We start from the raw sequence: 16,147 nt of genomic DNA, 5'->3' as shown, positions 1-16,147 counted from the left end.
TTGTATAAAACTTTTCCACAATAAGTTTTCCACAAATGGAAAGCGTCATTTGACCCCAATGATTTATATTGCCGTTTCAAATTTTCAGACATAATGCGTTTACGTTATCTCAGTTGTCCCGGCAGCAGGACACTTACTTTTTTAATCTGCCTGATTGCGGGAAGCGCCGGTGCGCAACCCTGGAAACAGGTTAAGTGGGGCAGGGACGGACAGTCCATCTATGAGGCTAATGGCACCAGTATTTCCGCCTATAATGCAAAGGAAGGACGCCAGAGTGTAAAGATCCCCACCAGTTCGCTGACGCCTACCGGGCAGTCGCCTATACAGGTAGAAGATTTCTTTTACACGCCCGATGAAAATAAATGGCTGATCTATACAAAATCGCAGAAAGTCTGGAGATATAAAACCAGGGGTGATTACTGGTTGCTGGATGTACCTGGTGGAAAATTGCAACAACTGGGTAAAGGATTACCCGCCTCATCACTCATGTTCGCTAAAATTTCTCCGGATGGGAAACAGGTCGCTTATGTAAGCGGACACAATCTCTATGTGGAAGACATTGCTACAGGTAAAATAAAGGCGCTGACTAAAGATGGCGACCGCCGTCTGATCAACGGGACCTTCGATTGGACCTACGAAGAGGAATTTGACTGCCGCGATGGTTTCCGCTGGAGCCCCGATAGCAAGTCTATCGCATATTGGCAGATAGACGCCCGCAAGATCAGGGACTTCCTCATGATCGATAATACAGATTCCCTTTACTCTTACACCGTTCCGGTAGAATATCCTAAAGCAGGCGAAAGTCCTTCTTCCTGCCGTGTGGGTGTTGTAGATATTGCCACTGCCAGAACAACCTGGTTACAAGTGCCAGGCGATCCGCAACAACATTATATTACGCGCCTGGAATGGAATCCCGCTAAAGCAGGACTGATATTACAGCAACTCAACAGAAAGCAGAATGAAAGTATCCTGTTTGTTGCTGATCCGTCTACCGGCAAAGCAAAACAGATATACAAAGAAACTGACTCAGCCTGGATAGATATCCGTTCCCGTTGGAATAGTGAACTGACAGGATGGGACTGGACAAATGGTGGAAAATCATTTATCTGGGTAAGTGAAAAAGACGGTTGGAGACATCTTTACAGTGTAGACATGAATGGCAAGGAGAAGCTGATCACACCAGGCAATTATGATGTCATCAACCTGCTGCGGATCGATGAGCAACATAATCTGGCTTATATCCTGGCATCTCCCGACAATCCGACCCAACAATATCTCTATAAGGTATCACTCGACGGTAAAGGCACTCCCGAAAGAGTTTCTCCGGCAATTGAAGATGGTACCCACGAATACGACATCTCTCCGGATGCACAGTATGCAGCGCATACTTTCTCTAATCATTATTTTCAGCCGAGGAATGAACTTGTTTTCCTGCCTGAACACAGAGATGATCAGAAGAGCGATATCGTAAAGACATTGCAGACTTCAAGATTTGCAAATAATGTAGACTTCTTCCAGGTAACTACGCCTGAAGGTGTAACGATGGATGGCTGGATGACGCGTCCTGCTAACTTCGATTCTACCAAAAAGTATCCTGTTGTATTCTACGTATACGGGGAACCTGCAGCCGCTACTGCGAAAGACGAGTTTGGCGCAGGCCGTAGCTTCATCTACAATGGCAATATGTCGGCCGACGGATATATTTACGTCTCAATAGATAACAGGGGCACTCCTTTACCCAAAGGCCGTCAGTGGCGTAAGAGCATCTACCGCAATGTCGGCCAGGTGAATGTACGTGATCAGGCAGCAGGTGCACAGGAATTATTTAAACGTTACCGTTACCTCGATACTTCCCGTGTTGCTGTATGGGGCTGGAGCGGCGGTGGTGGTATGACACTGAACCTGCTGTTCCGTTATCCTGAGATCTACAAAACCGGTATCGCTATCGCAGCGGTAGGCAGTCTGTTCACTTATGATAACATTTATCAGGAGCGTTATATGGGACTGCCACAGGAGAATCGTGAAGACTACATAAAAGGCTCTCCTGTAACTTATACAAAGGGACTGGTAGGAAATCTGTTATACATTCATGGTACTGGTGATGATAATGTGCATTATCAGAACGCTGAACTATTACAGAATGAGCTGATCAAAAATGGCAAACAGTTCCAGTTCATGTCTTATCCTAACCGTACGCACAGTATCAATGAAGGACAAGGCACCTTCAAACACTTGTCGACTTTATATACTAACTACTTAAAAGAACATTGTCCTCCGGGAGCGAGATAAATTAGATATGAACAAACCAACTATCTTCGGATTAATTTCTGTAGCTATCGTGATCATCAGTGCATTCCTGCCCTGGCTAACGATAGAGAGCAAACATCTGGCCTTTACCGGTATGAATACCGCAGGTTCTTCTTTTGGTGAGCCGGGCAAACTAAATATTATCGTTGCTGTGATTTCAGGCATACTTTTTCTCGTCCCTGGAAAATGGTCAGCACGTGTCAATCTCTTCGTATCGGCATTTCTTGCGGCATGGACGTTCCGTAATTTCGTACTGTTTTCAAGATGCGAAATGGGCGAGTGCCCTGAACGACAGATCGGCTTATACCTATCTGTGCTCTTTGCAATTGTGGCGTTTGTATGTGTCATCCTGAGTAATGGGAACGATAAAAAGAATGTGCCAGCCGAGTGATTAATAATACTAATTACTATTATAGTAGAAAGCCCCGCGGAATACGCGGGGCTTTTTTATGCGTTTTATCGGACAAGTTAAATGCTGTCTCCGTTACTCCTCACATCGACGTCACGAACCGAATGGCTTTGACAATCCGGAAATCCCTTGAATATAGCCTCAACCCCAATAGCCAATCCTTCCAAAATGTTCCAATAGGCTTTCTATCGGCTTCATATAAGGTTACTATAAGGTCACCAAAAGGATATAAAAAGGGCATTTAAAGGGTATTTATATATCAAATCGATATTGAAATGCCCTTTAAATGATATTTTGATATCAATTTAGTATCCTTATACGTACCTTTGAGAAACGATACAGGAAACTTGTATTACTAACCTCAAAACGACCTTTTTATGGCCATTGTTAAAGACAATATCCTCATGCAACTTGTCAGGGGTTCTCTCGGCAAGCAAATCACGATCTACGAAAGGAATGGGCAGATCATTATGGCGAAGAAACGCGGCCCTTCAAAGAAAAAACCTACACAAAAGCAACTGGAGGCAAGGCATAAGATGACCATTGCTTCGATGCGTGCGCAGATAATGCTGGAAGATCCGCAGATAAAGGCTTACTATCAGTCGCTGGCAGGGCCGGGACAAAATGCCTATAATATAGCGGTAAAGGATGCTTACCGCAGTCCTGAAGTCCAGAATATCAGATTAGAAAAGGAGGAAGTGGCAGTGACTGCCCAAAATGAGTTCCGGGTAGCAGAAGTGGAGGTGAAGATAATAGACGCAGAAGGAGTTATCACAGAAAGCGGCCGTGCATTTTTAGCTTGGAACGGGGTTGATTGGCGCTATAAAGCCACTTCGCTGCCTGCAGGCGGTAAAGTCATTGTAATAGTGAAAAGTTTGCCGGGGATTCAAACGGTGAAGGAATTGCAGCTTACATAAAAAATGCCTTGACTGTTTACGAATGGCTTCTTTCCGATGGGAGGACCATTCCCGAATGCGCTTTAATTTGACAGCCGGTTTGGTTTGGACTATTTTAAGATATCTTATTCTGCACTAAAGCGGATAGGCATAGCCGTGACTTAATCACCCGAATCTCCAGGATTTCAATTTGATCCGTTTTATTGGGTTTGTATTATATGCACCACATTGAATATGTTTTGCGGCTTGATGGTTAGAAAGAGATGTTGCTGCGGTTTCAGGTGAGCGGGACTACGTGCTGTAGATTGCCGATATACCTGACAGGGGAGACGCGAGAACAGGGTAATGCCATAAACGTTTAATAACCTCTCAAACGTTCCAAACTAACTTCACCAACCACTTCACCACATTGCCATAAATAATTTGCACTACCGCAATTATCGGAAGCCTAAACGTTTTATTGCCCTGTTAAAATTGTTGGGAGACCGGCCGCGACGAGGTTTCAGATGGAGCTTGTGGGCCTTAGCCCTTTGAGAGCGCCCATACGCTTGACGGGAGTTACATAGCGTTCCACAGCCCCTACGCTTGAAAAAGCCGGATAGTAAGGACTCGAAAAGGGGTACAGCCCACAGGCCCATACTGAAACCGAAGTAAGAAGGTCTGCGCTGGAATCAATGTTAGCTAAGATCCGCATAAAAACTAAACGGTCCTTGCGCATGAAAAGCAAATAAAGAGAAGGTTAGCGCGGGAATCACTGGCAGCCTAAGTCCACGTAAACGACAACCGGTAGGTGACAAACTTACCTGAACACCGCAAGAATAATATACGCGCCTAACCACACAGCACCGCCATAGGCCAAATTGCGCAATATAATAGGAACCGCCGGCTGGCTCGTCATTCCTGACTTCAGCAAACTAAACACAGTTATTGCAATAAACACATACAGCAAACTACTATTCGCGGCCGCAGTGAAATTCTCATTACGTAAATAAGGAAGGAAAGGAAGGATCCCACCTAGAAGAAAGAAAAACCCCGTGAACAACGCACCACGAATAGCAACCGCCTGACTGAAATGGCTTTCACGTACCTGTTGTGCTTCCAGTGTCTCTTCCCATTGCACGGCATCCCGTTGCATTTCAGCGGCAATATCTTCTATAATCGGGTTGCTGATATTAAGCCGTTCCAGTTTCTGTCTTTCCTCCGGCGACAAGGTGCTCTCATCATGCTGAGCGTCCCCGTGATTCGCCCGGTAGGCGGAGATCATCACCAGCAAGCCTCCCGCCAGCCAGATACAGACATTCAGGGTATAGAATTGTTGTACAGTGACGGGTAAGCCATGTAACAGGAAAGTGGTGAAAAACAATAGTAATAATCCGTCAGGAAATCCGATCAGGAAGTCTGTTTTCCAACCGCTGCTACGGATGGCTTTTTGTTGTTTGGACATGCGCGGTTATACTGTTTCGGAAATGCTATAATATTTCAAGACTTTTTGCAATGATCTGAACAGATTCCTTTATCTGGGCTGCCGTGATCAGCAGGGGAGGTGCGAACCTGATCTTGTCGCCATGCGTCGGTTTAGCCAGTAATCCGTTTTCTTTGAGCGCCAGACAGAGGTCCCATGCGGCTTCCTGATGCTCATGTTTGATGACGATAGCATTCAGCAGGCCTTTACCACGGATGGTACTGATATGCGGAGAATGCAGGGCCGCGAGTTCCTGCCGTAGCAGATTGCCCATAGCAGCAGCGTTTTCCATCATATTTTCTTCTTTCAGCACAGTCAGTGCGGCAATGGCCACTTTACAGGCAAGAGGATTACCACCGTAGGTACTGCCATGTTCGCCGGGCTTGATGGTGAGCATGATCTCATCGTCGGCCAGGACGGCAGCTACCGGTAAAACACCGCCGGAGAGGGCTTTACCAAGTATCAGGATGTCAGGACGTACGTTCTCATGATCGCAGCAGAGCATTTTGCCTGTACGGGCCAGGCCTGTCTGGATCTCATCAGCAATGAAAAGCACATGGGCGTCTTCACAATATTGACGGGCTTTTGAAAGGTAACCGTCATCGGGGACCATTACACCAGCCTCTCCCTGGATAGGCTCTACAAGGAAACCAGCAACATTTTGGTCCTGCAGCGCTTTTTCAAGAGCCGGCAGATTATTATAAGGAATGACTTCATAGCCAGGCATAAAGGGGCCGAAGTCTGTCCGGGAAGAAGGGTCTGTACTAAAGGAGATGACATTCAGGGTACGTCCGTGGAAGTTATTTGCACAAACGATGATCTTTGCCTGGTTTTCAGGGATGCCTTTTACAACATACCCCCAGCGGCGGGCCAGCTTTAAGGCTGTTTCAACTGCTTCAACACCGGTATTCATCGGAAGTACCTTATCATAGCCAAAGTAATCCGTAATGAAAGCCGCATATTCACCAAGAAGGTCATTATGAAATGCACGGGATGTCAGGGTCAGCTTCTGTGCCTGTTCAACAAGGGCGCGAACGATGGCCGGGTGACAATGTCCCTGGTTAACAGCAGAGTATCCTGAAAGGAAGTCGTAATAACGTTTTCCGTCCACATCCCAGAGAAATACACCTTCTCCCCGGTCCAGCACCACCGGCAGCGGATGGTAGTTGTGGGCGCCATATTGTTCTTCCAGATCAAGGAAATGCTGCGTTCTTTCACTAATCTTAAATGCGTGTAACATACTTTTCAAAGGTACGCAATACGGCTCATGAATAAGAATCGGCCTTCAATTTCGTTACCAGCGTTATGTATTCCTGCTGGGCGTCCTCTTTTGATTTACCCTTTAGTTTCTGCCAGGCCTCATATTTAGCTTTGGCTACAAAATCAAAAAGATTAGCAGGAGGATCGGTGTTCACATCTCCTTCAGTACCTTGTTTGTAGAGCGAATAAAGTTGCAGAAGTGTTTCATTATCAGGTTTTTGAGGCAGGGTTTTGCTGGTTGTAGCGGCAGCTTCAAACTGTTGTTGCAGATCCATGGTATTTTATTTACATTAAATGTAGATAAAATAGTACCAAATACGAGCGATTGTCCTATCTGGGAATGGCAAATTTTAAATACCTTTGCGGCTTGACGCGGGGCGTTAAACGCCTGGTTTTAAAAGCATATATGAAGAATATCAGGAATTTTTGCATCATTGCACACATCGACCATGGTAAAAGTACATTGGCTGACAGGCTGTTAGAACATACCAAAACTATCTCCGACAGGGATATGCAGGCACAGGTCCTGGACGACATGGACCTGGAAAGAGAAAAAGGGATCACTATCAAGAGTCATGCTATCCAGATGAATTACTTTCATGAAGGACAGCAATATGTATTTAATCTGATCGATACTCCCGGTCACGTGGACTTCTCTTACGAGGTATCCCGTGCACTGGCAGCGTGTGAAGGTGCCCTGTTACTGGTAGATGCTGCACAGGGTATCCAGGCGCAGACCATTTCTAACCTCTACCTGGCGCTGGAAAATGACCTGGAGATCATTCCCGTGATCAACAAGATCGATATGGACGGTGCTATGATCCCTGAAGTAAAAGACCAGATCATCGAACTTATCGGCTGTAAAGAAGATGAGATCCTCCTGGCTTCCGGTAAAACCGGTATCGGGATCGAAGAGATCCTGGAGGCGATCGTAAAACGCATACCGGCTCCCAAAGGAGATCCGGAGGCACCACTGCAGGCACTGATCTTCGACAGCGTATTCAACTCTTTCCGCGGTATCATAGCATATTACAGGATATTCAGCGGCTCCATCAAAAAAGGCGATAAAGTTAAATTCTTCAATACCGGGCAGGAATACTATGCTGACGAAGTAGGTATCCTCAAGCTGGGATTGCAGCCTATGCAAACTGTTAAAACAGGTGACGTAGGATATATCATCACCGGTATTAAAAATGCCAAAGAGGTAAAGGTAGGTGACACCATCACCCTAAGTAATAATCCAAGTACGGAAGCGATCAATGGTTTCGAAGAGGTAAAACCAATGGTATTCGCAGGTATCTTCCCTGTAAATACTGATGATTTCGAAGAGCTTCGCGACTGTATGGAGAAACTCCAGCTGAACGACGCTTCCCTGACCTTTGAACTGGAAACCTCTCAGGCACTTGGCTTCGGTTTCCGATGCGGATTCCTGGGTATGCTTCACATGGAGATCATCCAGGAACGTCTTGAAAGAGAATTCAATCAGACAGTGATCACGACCGTTCCGAACGTTGGATTTATTGCCCATACTACAAGGAATGAAACTATTGGTGTGAACAACCCTTCCGAAATGCCGGACCCGGTTAAGCTGGAACGTATCGAGGAACCGTTCATTAAAGCGCAGATCATCACTAAACCGGATTACATAGGTAACATTATGACCCTGTGTCTTGGTAAAAGAGGTATCTTGCTGAACCAAAGCTATCTCACCCCGACCAGGGTTGAATTAATATTTGAAATTCCATTAACAGAGATCGTATTCGATTTCTATGATAAGCTGAAGAGCCAGACACGAGGTTATGCATCGTTCGACTATTCACCGATCGGCCTTCGTGACAGTGATATCGTAAAGATGGATATCCTTCTGAACGGCGATAAAGTGGATGCACTGAGTGCCCTGATCCACCGCAGCCGTGCACAGGACTTCGGCCGTAAGCTGTGTGAGAAGCTGAAAGAACTGCTGCCACGTCAGCAATTCATGATCGCTATCCAGGCAGCTGTAGGCGCCAAGATCCTGGCCCGTGAAACAATCAGCGCTATGCGTAAGGACGTGACCGCCAAATGTTATGGTGGTGACATCTCCCGTAAGCGTAAGTTGCTGGAAAAACAGAAAGAAGGTAAAAAGCGTATGCGTCAGATCGGTAATGTGGAAGTACCGCAGGAAGCGTTCCTCGCAGTACTCAAGTTGGATGACTAAGGCGCAGTTTATATCAAATTTGGGAAAATTAAGGCGGCCAGGAAACTGGTCGCCTTTTTATTTTGATAAACCCATCATTCCATTGGCAATATAGATACACCTGTCCCGACAAGCTGTATAATTGTAGCCGAAGATGTACCATCTTTCGTGATACCTTAAAACAAAACGGCCGGCTAAGATCACTCTCAGCCGGCCGTTTAATATTATTACCTCCTTATTATGCCAGTTGGCTTTTCGGAGTGATCACTACCTGTTTTAATGCTGCCCATACACCGAACAACACAGCAGTAAAGAATACGTTGCCCATCAGGCCATTCAATGCAAAGCTGCTGAACATATTATCTGACTGGTAGAAAGGAATACCAGCGGCATAACATGCCAGTAGGCCCGCACCTGTTTTAGGGTACAGATCTGTCGTGATAAAAGTACCCAGATTGGAGATCAGGAAGAAAAGTACGCCTGTACCGATAGAAGATAACAGTAACGTCAATACGTTCACTTTCTTTATCATAGTACCTATCCATGTGATCAGCAGGAACGCACCATATACAAATAACAGCTGTCCGATGTAATCAGGAGCCAGTGCGTGAATGCCGGTGAAGTAGTGCAGGAACACGTCAGACAGAAATAAAGACAATAACGGAATAACATACGCCAGGCGTTTATCTTTCAGTACGATACCGCCAAATAAGGCTGCTGCTCCGATAGCATTAAAGTTCCACAGACCGATCTGGTTAGTGAAAATGCGACATAACGCGGACAGGAAGATCAACACGGCAATGATCAATATTTCCCGGATAGAATCCTTCTTCATAGTGGGTAGATTATTTAGCCAAAGATAATTGATTTTAAATAGATTGAACAGGTACGCTTGCTTTAAAGATCACAACGCCGCCATTGCTTTCAATACTATAAGAGGTGTTATAGTAAGTAACCACTGCCTGACCTTTTTGGAGGGAGATAGTTTCGCCACCTGTTTCTGTGATCTCTGCAGCACCTTCCATCACCAGCATGATCTCAGTAGCTTCGCTGGTGTGCTCATAACGTTGATCGCCTTCCATTGCGATACGGCTTACAACGAAATCAGGAGCAGGAGAATGGTAGATAGTCTCCAGCCCGCCATGTACGCTTTCACCACCCAGTATTTTCGGATGTACCGGTTCGAAACGGGTATGTTTCAGCAATTCCGGCACATCAATATGTTTAGGCGTGAGTCCGCCACGTAAAACGTTGTCGGAGTTAGCCATCAGCTCCACGTTCTGACCTTCCAGGTAAGCATGCGGGATACCTGCGTCCTGGAATACCGCATCTCCGGGATGTACTTCCATAATGTTAAAGAAGTAAATGGAGAAGATACCTCTGTCCAGGTTCTCCAATCCCTGAGGATCGTTCACGATAGCCCTTCCTGCCCAGAATGCCGGGTCAGATTTAGCGAGGCGTCCGTTCGTATAAGCTTCTGATACTGCTTCTGCCAGCGGACGTAACATGGTATTTACTTCGGGTTGCGGCATTTCCATCACGGCCTTATACAAGCCATAGTAGCCTTCTTTTTCAAAGATGGGAGCAAGCGGTGCAAATTCCTTTACCTGCTGTAACACCTTTCTCAGTTTATCTTCAGGCAGGAATCCATGTAACAGCCAGAATTCGCTGAGCGCCACCATGATCTCAGGTTTGTGATTGGCATCTTTGTAATTACGGTGAGGAGCATTCAGTGGGATGCCTGCTTCATTTTCTCTGGCAAACCCTTTCTCCGCTTCCGCTTTGGTCGGGTGTACCTGAATAGACAGCATGTCCTTAACATCCAGGATCTTCAGCAGGTAAGGCAGCTCGCCAAAGCGCTTCCATACTTTCGGTCCCAGCACTTGTTCAGGCTTGGCTTTTACCAACTGGTCCAGCGTGGATGGCTGAGCGCCGGTACCAATAACAGAAGGTGCGCTCTGATGCGCGCCCATCCAATATTCTGCACTTGGCTTGCCGTTTTCAGGAATGCCTAATAGGGCAGGGATATAGTGATATCCACCCCATGCATAGTTTTGAACCTTACCATCCAATCTGAATAATTTCTTCTCACTCATGCGTAATATGTTTGTATTTTCCTAGAATTGTTAACCTGTTGAATTCCGAAAAGGAAGGACAAAAATAGTCAAAACAATGGCATCCCATATAGCTTTGGGCAAAAAAGGGGAATTGATAGCAAGGGAATTTCTCCGGCAGCAGCAATACTCGATCTTAGCAATAAACTGGCGGCATAGACGTCGCGAAATAGATATTATTGGCGCTACCGCGGAGTGTCTGGTATTCTTTGAGGTCAAAACATTGGCCACCGATCTTTTTGGCTGGCCCGAGCAACAGGTGGACGCTGCCAAACGAAGACATATCCAGGCAGCGGCGAATGTTTATATGGAGCGCCTGCCACGGTTACCGCCAGCTATCCGTTTTGATGTGATCTCAATTACCTTTCAGAAAGACGGAACGTATGAACTGGTACATTTCGAAGATGCGTTTTAAGAGCTAGCCCGGTTAATATTCCAGCAAAGAAGAATCATCCTGTTTAATCTCCGATCCGGTAGCACTCCGTACAGGAGTGCACGTGTTTGTAGCCCCGGGGATGTCCGTTGTATCGGGTTCGTAACCCCGGTATACCGTGAACCCTATAAAAAAACGATATCCGGAGTAACCCGGATATCGTCACAAGTTTTATTATCATACAGCCCCATATCACTATACACAATCGTGTTTAAGTGCGGGGACGCATATCATTAACTCCAGATACCTGTATAATTCTGTGGTGTGATCGCTTTCAATTCCTTCTTCAGGGTAGCGCTGATCTTCAATCCGTCAATGAATTTATGCATCGTCTTCTGCGTTATCTGCTCGCCGCCACGGGTGAGGTCTTTCAGTGCCTCATATGGTTGCGGGAAGCTTTCCCTGCGAAGAACGGTCTGAATGGCTTCAGCTACCACGGCCCAGTTGTTTTCCAGGTCCTCCTGCAGCTTGCCTTCATTCAGGATCAGCTTACCCAGACCTTTCTGGATGGATTTCAATGCCAGAACAGTATGTCCGAAAGGTACGCCTACGTTCCTCAGTACGGTGGAGTCGGTCAGGTCGCGCTGTAAACGGGAGATCGGCAGTTTCGCACTCAGATGCTCGAAAATGGCATTGGCCAGTCCGAGGTTACCTTCAGCATTCTCAAAATCGATCGGGTTCACCTTATGAGGCATCGCCGAAGAACCAACTTCGTTAGCTTTGATCTTCTGCTTGAAATAATCCATGGAGATATATGTCCAGATATCACGGCAGAAGTCAACCAGGATCGTGTTGATCCGTTTCAGGGTATCAAACTGGGCGGAGATATTGTCGTAATGCTCGATCTGGGTGGTGTATTTCATACGTTGCAGTCCCAGGGTATTGTTCACGAACTTGTCGCCGAACTTCTCCCAGTTGATCTTCGGGAACGCTACGTGATGCGCGTTAAAGTTACCGGTTGCACCACCAAATTTGGCAGCAAAAGGAATGTCTCCCAGTAACTTCACCTGCCCTTCCAGTCTTTCCGCGAAAACCAGGATCTCTTTTCCGAGAATGGTCGGAGAAGCCGGCTGACCGTGCGTACGGGCCAGCATTGGTATCTTCATCCAGGTCTTGCCCATCTTTTTCAGGTCGAGTATCAGATTGGCGATGGCAGGCATGTATACATGTTCTACTGCATCTTTCCAGAACAGCGGAGTAGCTGTGTTATTGACATCCTGAGAGGTCAATCCGAAATGGACCCATTCCAGTTTATCGTCCAGTCCAAGCGCCTTCAGTTCATTTTTAACAAAATACTCTACAGCTTTCACATCGTGGTTGGTCACCTTTTCAGTTTCTTTGATCAGCTGAGCGTTCTCGATGGTAAAATCCTGGTAGATCTTACGCAATGCCGGTACCTGCGTTTTGGAGAGGGTGAATATCTTCTGCTCTGACAGCGCAATGAAGTATTCTATCTCCACCTGTACACGGTAACGGATCAGCGCAAATTCTGAAAAGTAGGGGGCCAGTTCTTCCAGTTGTCTCCGGTAGCGTCCATCCAACGGAGAAATGGCGGTTAAAGCTTGTAATTGCATAATGTTATTTGATTAAGTGAGCGTTTATCACTTTTTACCTAATTTAGCCGCCAAAATTACTGAAATTGGAACGGAAAGTAAAAGTAGCGGCAGTAAGTTATTTGAATACCAGGCCATTATTATACGGATTCAGGGAACACGCGGTTATGAAAATGCTGGAACTGACGGTAGATTATCCCGCAAAAATAGCACAGCAACTGATTGATGGAGAAGTAGATGTAGCACTTGTGCCAGTAGCAATCATCCCGAAACTGAAAGAATATCATATCATTTCAGATTATTGTATCGGAGCAGAAGGTCCTGTTGCTTCTGTTTGCCTTTTCAGTGAAGTACCCATGAACGAGATCAAACGTATTTATCTCGATTATCAGAGCCGGACCTCAGTGGCATTGCTGAAGGTACTGGTGCGTGAGTACTGGAAGCTTGACGTGGAGCTGATAGAGACGACGGGCGACTACCAACATCTGATCAAAGGTACCGATGCCGGTGTGGTTATTGGGGACCGCGCCCTGGAGCAGCGGCATGTATCTCCCTATATTTATGACCTTGCGGAACACTGGATGCGGTTTACCAGCCTGCCATTCGTATTTGCAGCATGGATCAGCAATAAACCATTACCTGTTGAATTTATTCAGGAGTTCAGTAATGCTAACAGTATAGGGATACATAACATTCCCGCGGTAGTGGCGGAAAATGCTTACCCTGTATATGATCTGACCACTTATTATACAAAGAATATCAGTTATCCGCTTACGCCTTCAAAGCGTCAGGGGATGCAAAGATTCCTGAGTTATCTCAGGTAATACAAAAAGAATAATTAATAAAGGCGGATGGCTGAAAGGCAATCCGCCTTTATTATATTTCACCGGAACACTGCGTTGTTATTCCCGTCTACTCATATCAATCGCGTCAGGCTGAAGCATTTACACGTCTCATTCGGCTTTTTTCTTTATATTAGTCAACCCATCTGTTCACACAAACTCCTGCACATGAAAATTGGTATCCTGGGTAGCGGCCCTGTCGGACTCACGTTAACGGAAGGATTGATCATGGCTGGTCATGAGGTCATACTTGGCACCCGTAATCCTGCGAAAGAATCACTTCAGCAATGGATTAAGAAAAAGGGCGGTCCGAAGGTCACGGCAGCCCCCTTCAGGGACGCAGCCGCGCAAGGAGAGTTACTCGTTATCTGTACCAGCTGGGCAGGCACACAAAAGGCCATAGAGGCCGCCGGACTTTGGAACTTTAAGAATAAGGTCGTGGTGGACGTGACAAATCCGCTCGATGGAAAAGGCCCGGACCAGCAGGGCAGACTTAGTTTCTCCGTCGGACATACCAACTCGGCAGGCGAGCAGCTACAGGCCTGGTTACCCCCCGATGCGCATGTTGTAAAAGCACTGAGTTGTATAGGGCACGAATCCATGTTCCGTTCCCAGCAGGAACCGGAAAAGGAAACGCCTACAATGTTCATCTGTGGCAATAAACGGGCTGCGAAAATGGCGGTTACAACGTTACTGAATGAAATGGGCTGGAAAGATATTGTTGATATGGGAACGATCGAAATGAGCCGGAATATAGAGCCGTTAAGTATATTATGGTACGCCTATGGGTTCAGGACAGGTACCTGGAGCCACGCTTTCAAACTGGTGAAGTAAACGAAACCGGATCAACGGCATACTGCCGGAAAAAATATAGCAAATGAAAACCCCGGGCTTACAGACCCGGGGCGTAGTACAATAATATCTCCTTAAGTTAGATCTCTTTCACATTCACATAAAAGTTCGGATCTACTTTAAACTTCTTCGGATCTGACAAGGTAATACCTGTTGATTGCCAGCCTCTTCCCGGATAGATGAAACGATATCCCTCATCACTCAGCGTTACCTTCACCGGCATGTTAAAATTCTCTACGTCTGTCACCCAGCGGAACTTCAGCTGAGAACCTTCAATATGATATTCTAACGTAGGAATGGAAGTATGTGTCAGGTATTGCTCGAATACTTTATTGAAGTTCATCTTCGTTTTTTGGTTGAAGTATTCTTCTACCTGGCGCGTAGTAACCGTCTGATGCCAGAAAGTTTTGTTCAGTCCACGGAGAATGTCCCTGAACACATAATCGTTGTTCACGATCTGGCGGATGGTGTGGATCATGTTCGCCCCTTTATAATACATATCGCCACTGCCTTCGTTATTGACGCCGTAGTTACCGATGATAGGTATATCATTTCTGATGTTCTTTCTGATACCGGTAATGTATTCAAAGGCGGCCTGCGGACCATACTCACATTCCGTAAAAAGGGTTTCGGAATAGTTTGTAAAGCTCTCATGCACCCACATATCGGCAATATCTTTAGTAGTGATATTATTACCGAACCATTCATGTCCACTTTCATGCACGACGATGAAATCCCATTTTAATCCCCAGCCGCTACCGGAAAGATCGGTCCCTTTATAGCCCTTCTGGAACTTATTGCCATAGGCTACGGCACTCTGGTGCTCCATACCCAGGTGAGGTGATTCTACCAGCTTGTAACTGTCTTTATAGAAAGGATATTTACCAAACCAGGCCTCGAAACATTTCATCATAGGCTTTACTACCTCAAACTGGGCTTTGGCGGTATCAACATTGTAATCGAGCACCCAGTAGTCCAGGTCCAGCTTACCACCTTCGCCAGAGTAAGTATCTTTAATTTCAGCGTAATGACCGATATTCATCGCTACGTCATAGTTGTTGATAGGATTGCTCACATACCATGTCCATACTATGTTTCCGTCCTTGTCCATCGCTTTCTTTTTCAGTCGCCCGTTGGAAACGTTCACCAGGTCAGGAGCAGTGGTGATACTGATGGTCATATTGTTAGGCTCATCACTCTGATGATCTTTGTTAGGCCACCACACACTGGCGCCAAGACCCTGACAGGCGGTAGCTACCCAGGGTCGGCCCTGGTTGTCTTTTCTCCAGATCAGTCCTCCGTCCCATGGTGGGTTGACAGCCACACGTGGTTTGCCATGATAAACAATAGTGATCTTCTTGTCCTTGCCTTTCACCTGTTTTTTAGCAACCATATTAATGAAGATGGCATTGCCTTCCCGCTGATAGGTGAGAGATTGTTTGTCCTGCGAGATACTATCTATCTCCAGGGGTTCCTGCAGGTCTATCTGCATGATACTATCCACTTTCAGGACCCTGTAGGTGATTACATTGTAGCCCTCAATCGTACTGTCGCTGATATTGGGTTTTACGTGGAGGTCGTAGGATTTCACATCCCACCATGCACGTTCTCTGCCGATAGTTCCACGTAGGGAGTCGGCCCGGGTAAATGTTTGTTGATGTTGGGCGCCGGCGGTAAGAGCCGTAAGCAGAACCAGGAAAAGCATTAGAATGCCTCGCATAGAAAATCTTATTTTATGCCGGAAAGGTATTAATTTTCATTTAATAATGCCTAGCGCTGAATGGCTAATGCTTAGCGGATAATGTAGATATACATGAACGGTAAGCGGCCCCGGTCAATGGGT

General features: G+C 46.2%; 14 protein-coding genes. 7 read left to right on the top strand and 7 right to left on the bottom strand.

What is annotated here, in order from left to right:
- Positions 1-93: 93 nt before the first annotated feature.
- The 3 genes from C7475_RS02475 to C7475_RS02465 all read left to right on the top strand — a co-directional run bounded on the left by C7475_RS02475 (position 94) and on the right by C7475_RS02465 (position 3,633).
- Positions 94-2,289 (top strand): S9 family peptidase, encoded by a 2,196-nt coding sequence (locus tag C7475_RS02475; protein ID WP_110050683.1) that lies wholly within the window; start codon positions 94-96, stop codon positions 2,287-2,289.
- 7 nt (positions 2,290-2,296) lie between these two features.
- The gene (locus tag C7475_RS02470) at positions 2,297-2,698 is read left to right on the top strand and encodes a hypothetical protein (RefSeq protein WP_110050681.1); all 402 of its coding nucleotides are present in this window, start codon (positions 2,297-2,299) and stop codon (positions 2,696-2,698) included.
- A 395-nt stretch (positions 2,699-3,093) separates the two neighbouring features.
- The gene (locus C7475_RS02465; protein ID WP_110050679.1) at positions 3,094-3,633 is read left to right on the top strand and encodes a hypothetical protein; all 540 of its coding nucleotides are present in this window, start codon (positions 3,094-3,096) and stop codon (positions 3,631-3,633) included.
- Between the two features lie 778 nt (positions 3,634-4,411).
- On the opposite strand, the gene C7475_RS02460 is transcribed toward C7475_RS02465, so the two are convergent.
- The 3 genes from C7475_RS02460 to C7475_RS02450 are packed head-to-tail and all read right to left on the bottom strand — an operon-like array spanning position 4,412 to position 6,609.
- Entirely contained in the window at positions 4,412-5,056 is a 645-nt protein-coding gene (locus tag C7475_RS02460; RefSeq protein WP_110050677.1) for a VIT1/CCC1 transporter family protein, read from the bottom strand.
- Positions 5,057-5,081: 25 nt separating this feature from the next.
- Complete coding sequence (gene rocD, locus C7475_RS02455; RefSeq protein ID WP_110050675.1) at positions 5,082-6,314, bottom strand: ornithine--oxo-acid transaminase; 1,233 nt, start codon at positions 6,312-6,314, stop codon at positions 5,082-5,084.
- Positions 6,315-6,339: 25 nt separating this feature from the next.
- Positions 6,340-6,609 carry an acyl-CoA-binding protein gene (locus C7475_RS02450; protein WP_110050673.1) on the bottom strand — a complete coding sequence of 90 codons (270 nt, stop codon included), beginning with the start codon at positions 6,607-6,609 and terminating at the stop codon, positions 6,340-6,342.
- Positions 6,610-6,740: 131 nt separating this feature from the next.
- On the opposite strand from C7475_RS02450, the gene lepA reads away from it, so the two are divergent.
- Complete coding sequence (lepA, locus tag C7475_RS02445; protein ID WP_110052790.1) at positions 6,741-8,531, top strand: translation elongation factor 4; 1,791 nt, start codon at positions 6,741-6,743, stop codon at positions 8,529-8,531.
- A 217-nt stretch (positions 8,532-8,748) separates the two neighbouring features.
- Here lepA and C7475_RS02440 read toward each other — a convergent pair whose 3' ends face one another.
- The gene (locus C7475_RS02440) at positions 8,749-9,345 is read right to left on the bottom strand and encodes a DUF6580 family putative transport protein (protein ID WP_110050671.1); all 597 of its coding nucleotides are present in this window, start codon (positions 9,343-9,345) and stop codon (positions 8,749-8,751) included.
- Positions 9,346-9,379: 34 nt separating this feature from the next.
- Positions 9,380-10,606, bottom strand: coding sequence for a mannose-6-phosphate isomerase, class I (gene manA, locus C7475_RS02435; protein WP_110050669.1), 1,227 nt, complete (start codon positions 10,604-10,606; stop codon positions 9,380-9,382).
- A gap of 76 nt (positions 10,607-10,682) precedes the next feature.
- Here manA and C7475_RS02430 point away from each other — a divergent pair, with 76 nt between their 5' ends.
- Complete coding sequence (locus tag C7475_RS02430) at positions 10,683-11,039, top strand: YraN family protein (protein ID WP_110050667.1); 357 nt, start codon at positions 10,683-10,685, stop codon at positions 11,037-11,039.
- A gap of 251 nt (positions 11,040-11,290) precedes the next feature.
- Here C7475_RS02430 and purB read toward each other — a convergent pair whose 3' ends face one another.
- Positions 11,291-12,631, bottom strand: coding sequence for an adenylosuccinate lyase (purB, locus tag C7475_RS02425; RefSeq protein WP_110050665.1), 1,341 nt, complete (start codon positions 12,629-12,631; stop codon positions 11,291-11,293).
- 65 nt (positions 12,632-12,696) lie between these two features.
- On the opposite strand from purB, the gene C7475_RS02420 reads away from it, so the two are divergent.
- Positions 12,697-13,434: a menaquinone biosynthetic enzyme MqnA/MqnD family protein gene (locus C7475_RS02420; protein WP_110050663.1), complete on the top strand. Its 738-nt coding sequence runs from the start codon at positions 12,697-12,699 to the stop codon at positions 13,432-13,434.
- Positions 13,435-13,620: 186 nt separating this feature from the next.
- The gene (locus C7475_RS02415) at positions 13,621-14,286 is read left to right on the top strand and encodes an NADPH-dependent F420 reductase (RefSeq protein WP_158286396.1); all 666 of its coding nucleotides are present in this window, start codon (positions 13,621-13,623) and stop codon (positions 14,284-14,286) included.
- A gap of 97 nt (positions 14,287-14,383) precedes the next feature.
- Here C7475_RS02415 and C7475_RS02410 read toward each other — a convergent pair whose 3' ends face one another.
- Positions 14,384-16,024, bottom strand: a complete 1,641-nt coding sequence (locus C7475_RS02410; protein WP_110050659.1) for a M1 family metallopeptidase — start codon at positions 16,022-16,024, stop codon at positions 14,384-14,386.
- Between the last annotated feature and the right edge of the window lie 123 nt (positions 16,025-16,147).

The sequence above is a fragment of the Chitinophaga sp. S165 genome (genome assembly GCF_003182155.1).
Lineage (GTDB): Bacteria > Bacteroidota > Bacteroidia > Chitinophagales > Chitinophagaceae > Chitinophaga.
Note: the sequence above shows the minus strand (reverse complement) of the source record. Positions and strands in the feature narration are given on the sequence as shown.

Coding starts and splice junctions, on each gene's coding strand:
- purB (WP_110050665.1), bottom strand. CDS start 12,631: ATGCAATTACAAGCTTTAACCGCCATTTCTCCGTTGGATGGACGCTAC.
- C7475_RS02450 (WP_110050673.1), bottom strand. CDS start 6,609: ATGGATCTGCAACAACAGTTTGAAGCTGCCGCTACAACCAGCAAAACC.
- C7475_RS02440 (WP_110050671.1), bottom strand. CDS start 9,345: ATGAAGAAGGATTCTATCCGGGAAATATTGATCATTGCCGTGTTGATC.
- C7475_RS02430 (WP_110050667.1), top strand. CDS start 10,683: ATGGCATCCCATATAGCTTTGGGCAAAAAAGGGGAATTGATAGCAAGG.
- lepA (WP_110052790.1), top strand. CDS start 6,741: ATGAAGAATATCAGGAATTTTTGCATCATTGCACACATCGACCATGGT.
- C7475_RS02475 (WP_110050683.1), top strand. CDS start 94: ATGCGTTTACGTTATCTCAGTTGTCCCGGCAGCAGGACACTTACTTTT.
- rocD (WP_110050675.1), bottom strand. CDS start 6,314: ATGTTACACGCATTTAAGATTAGTGAAAGAACGCAGCATTTCCTTGAT.
- C7475_RS02470 (WP_110050681.1), top strand. CDS start 2,297: ATGAACAAACCAACTATCTTCGGATTAATTTCTGTAGCTATCGTGATC.
- C7475_RS02410 (WP_110050659.1), bottom strand. CDS start 16,024: ATGCGAGGCATTCTAATGCTTTTCCTGGTTCTGCTTACGGCTCTTACC.
- C7475_RS02465 (WP_110050679.1), top strand. CDS start 3,094: ATGGCCATTGTTAAAGACAATATCCTCATGCAACTTGTCAGGGGTTCT.
- manA (WP_110050669.1), bottom strand. CDS start 10,606: ATGAGTGAGAAGAAATTATTCAGATTGGATGGTAAGGTTCAAAACTAT.
- C7475_RS02415 (WP_158286396.1), top strand. CDS start 13,621: ATGAAAATTGGTATCCTGGGTAGCGGCCCTGTCGGACTCACGTTAACG.
- C7475_RS02460 (WP_110050677.1), bottom strand. CDS start 5,056: ATGTCCAAACAACAAAAAGCCATCCGTAGCAGCGGTTGGAAAACAGAC.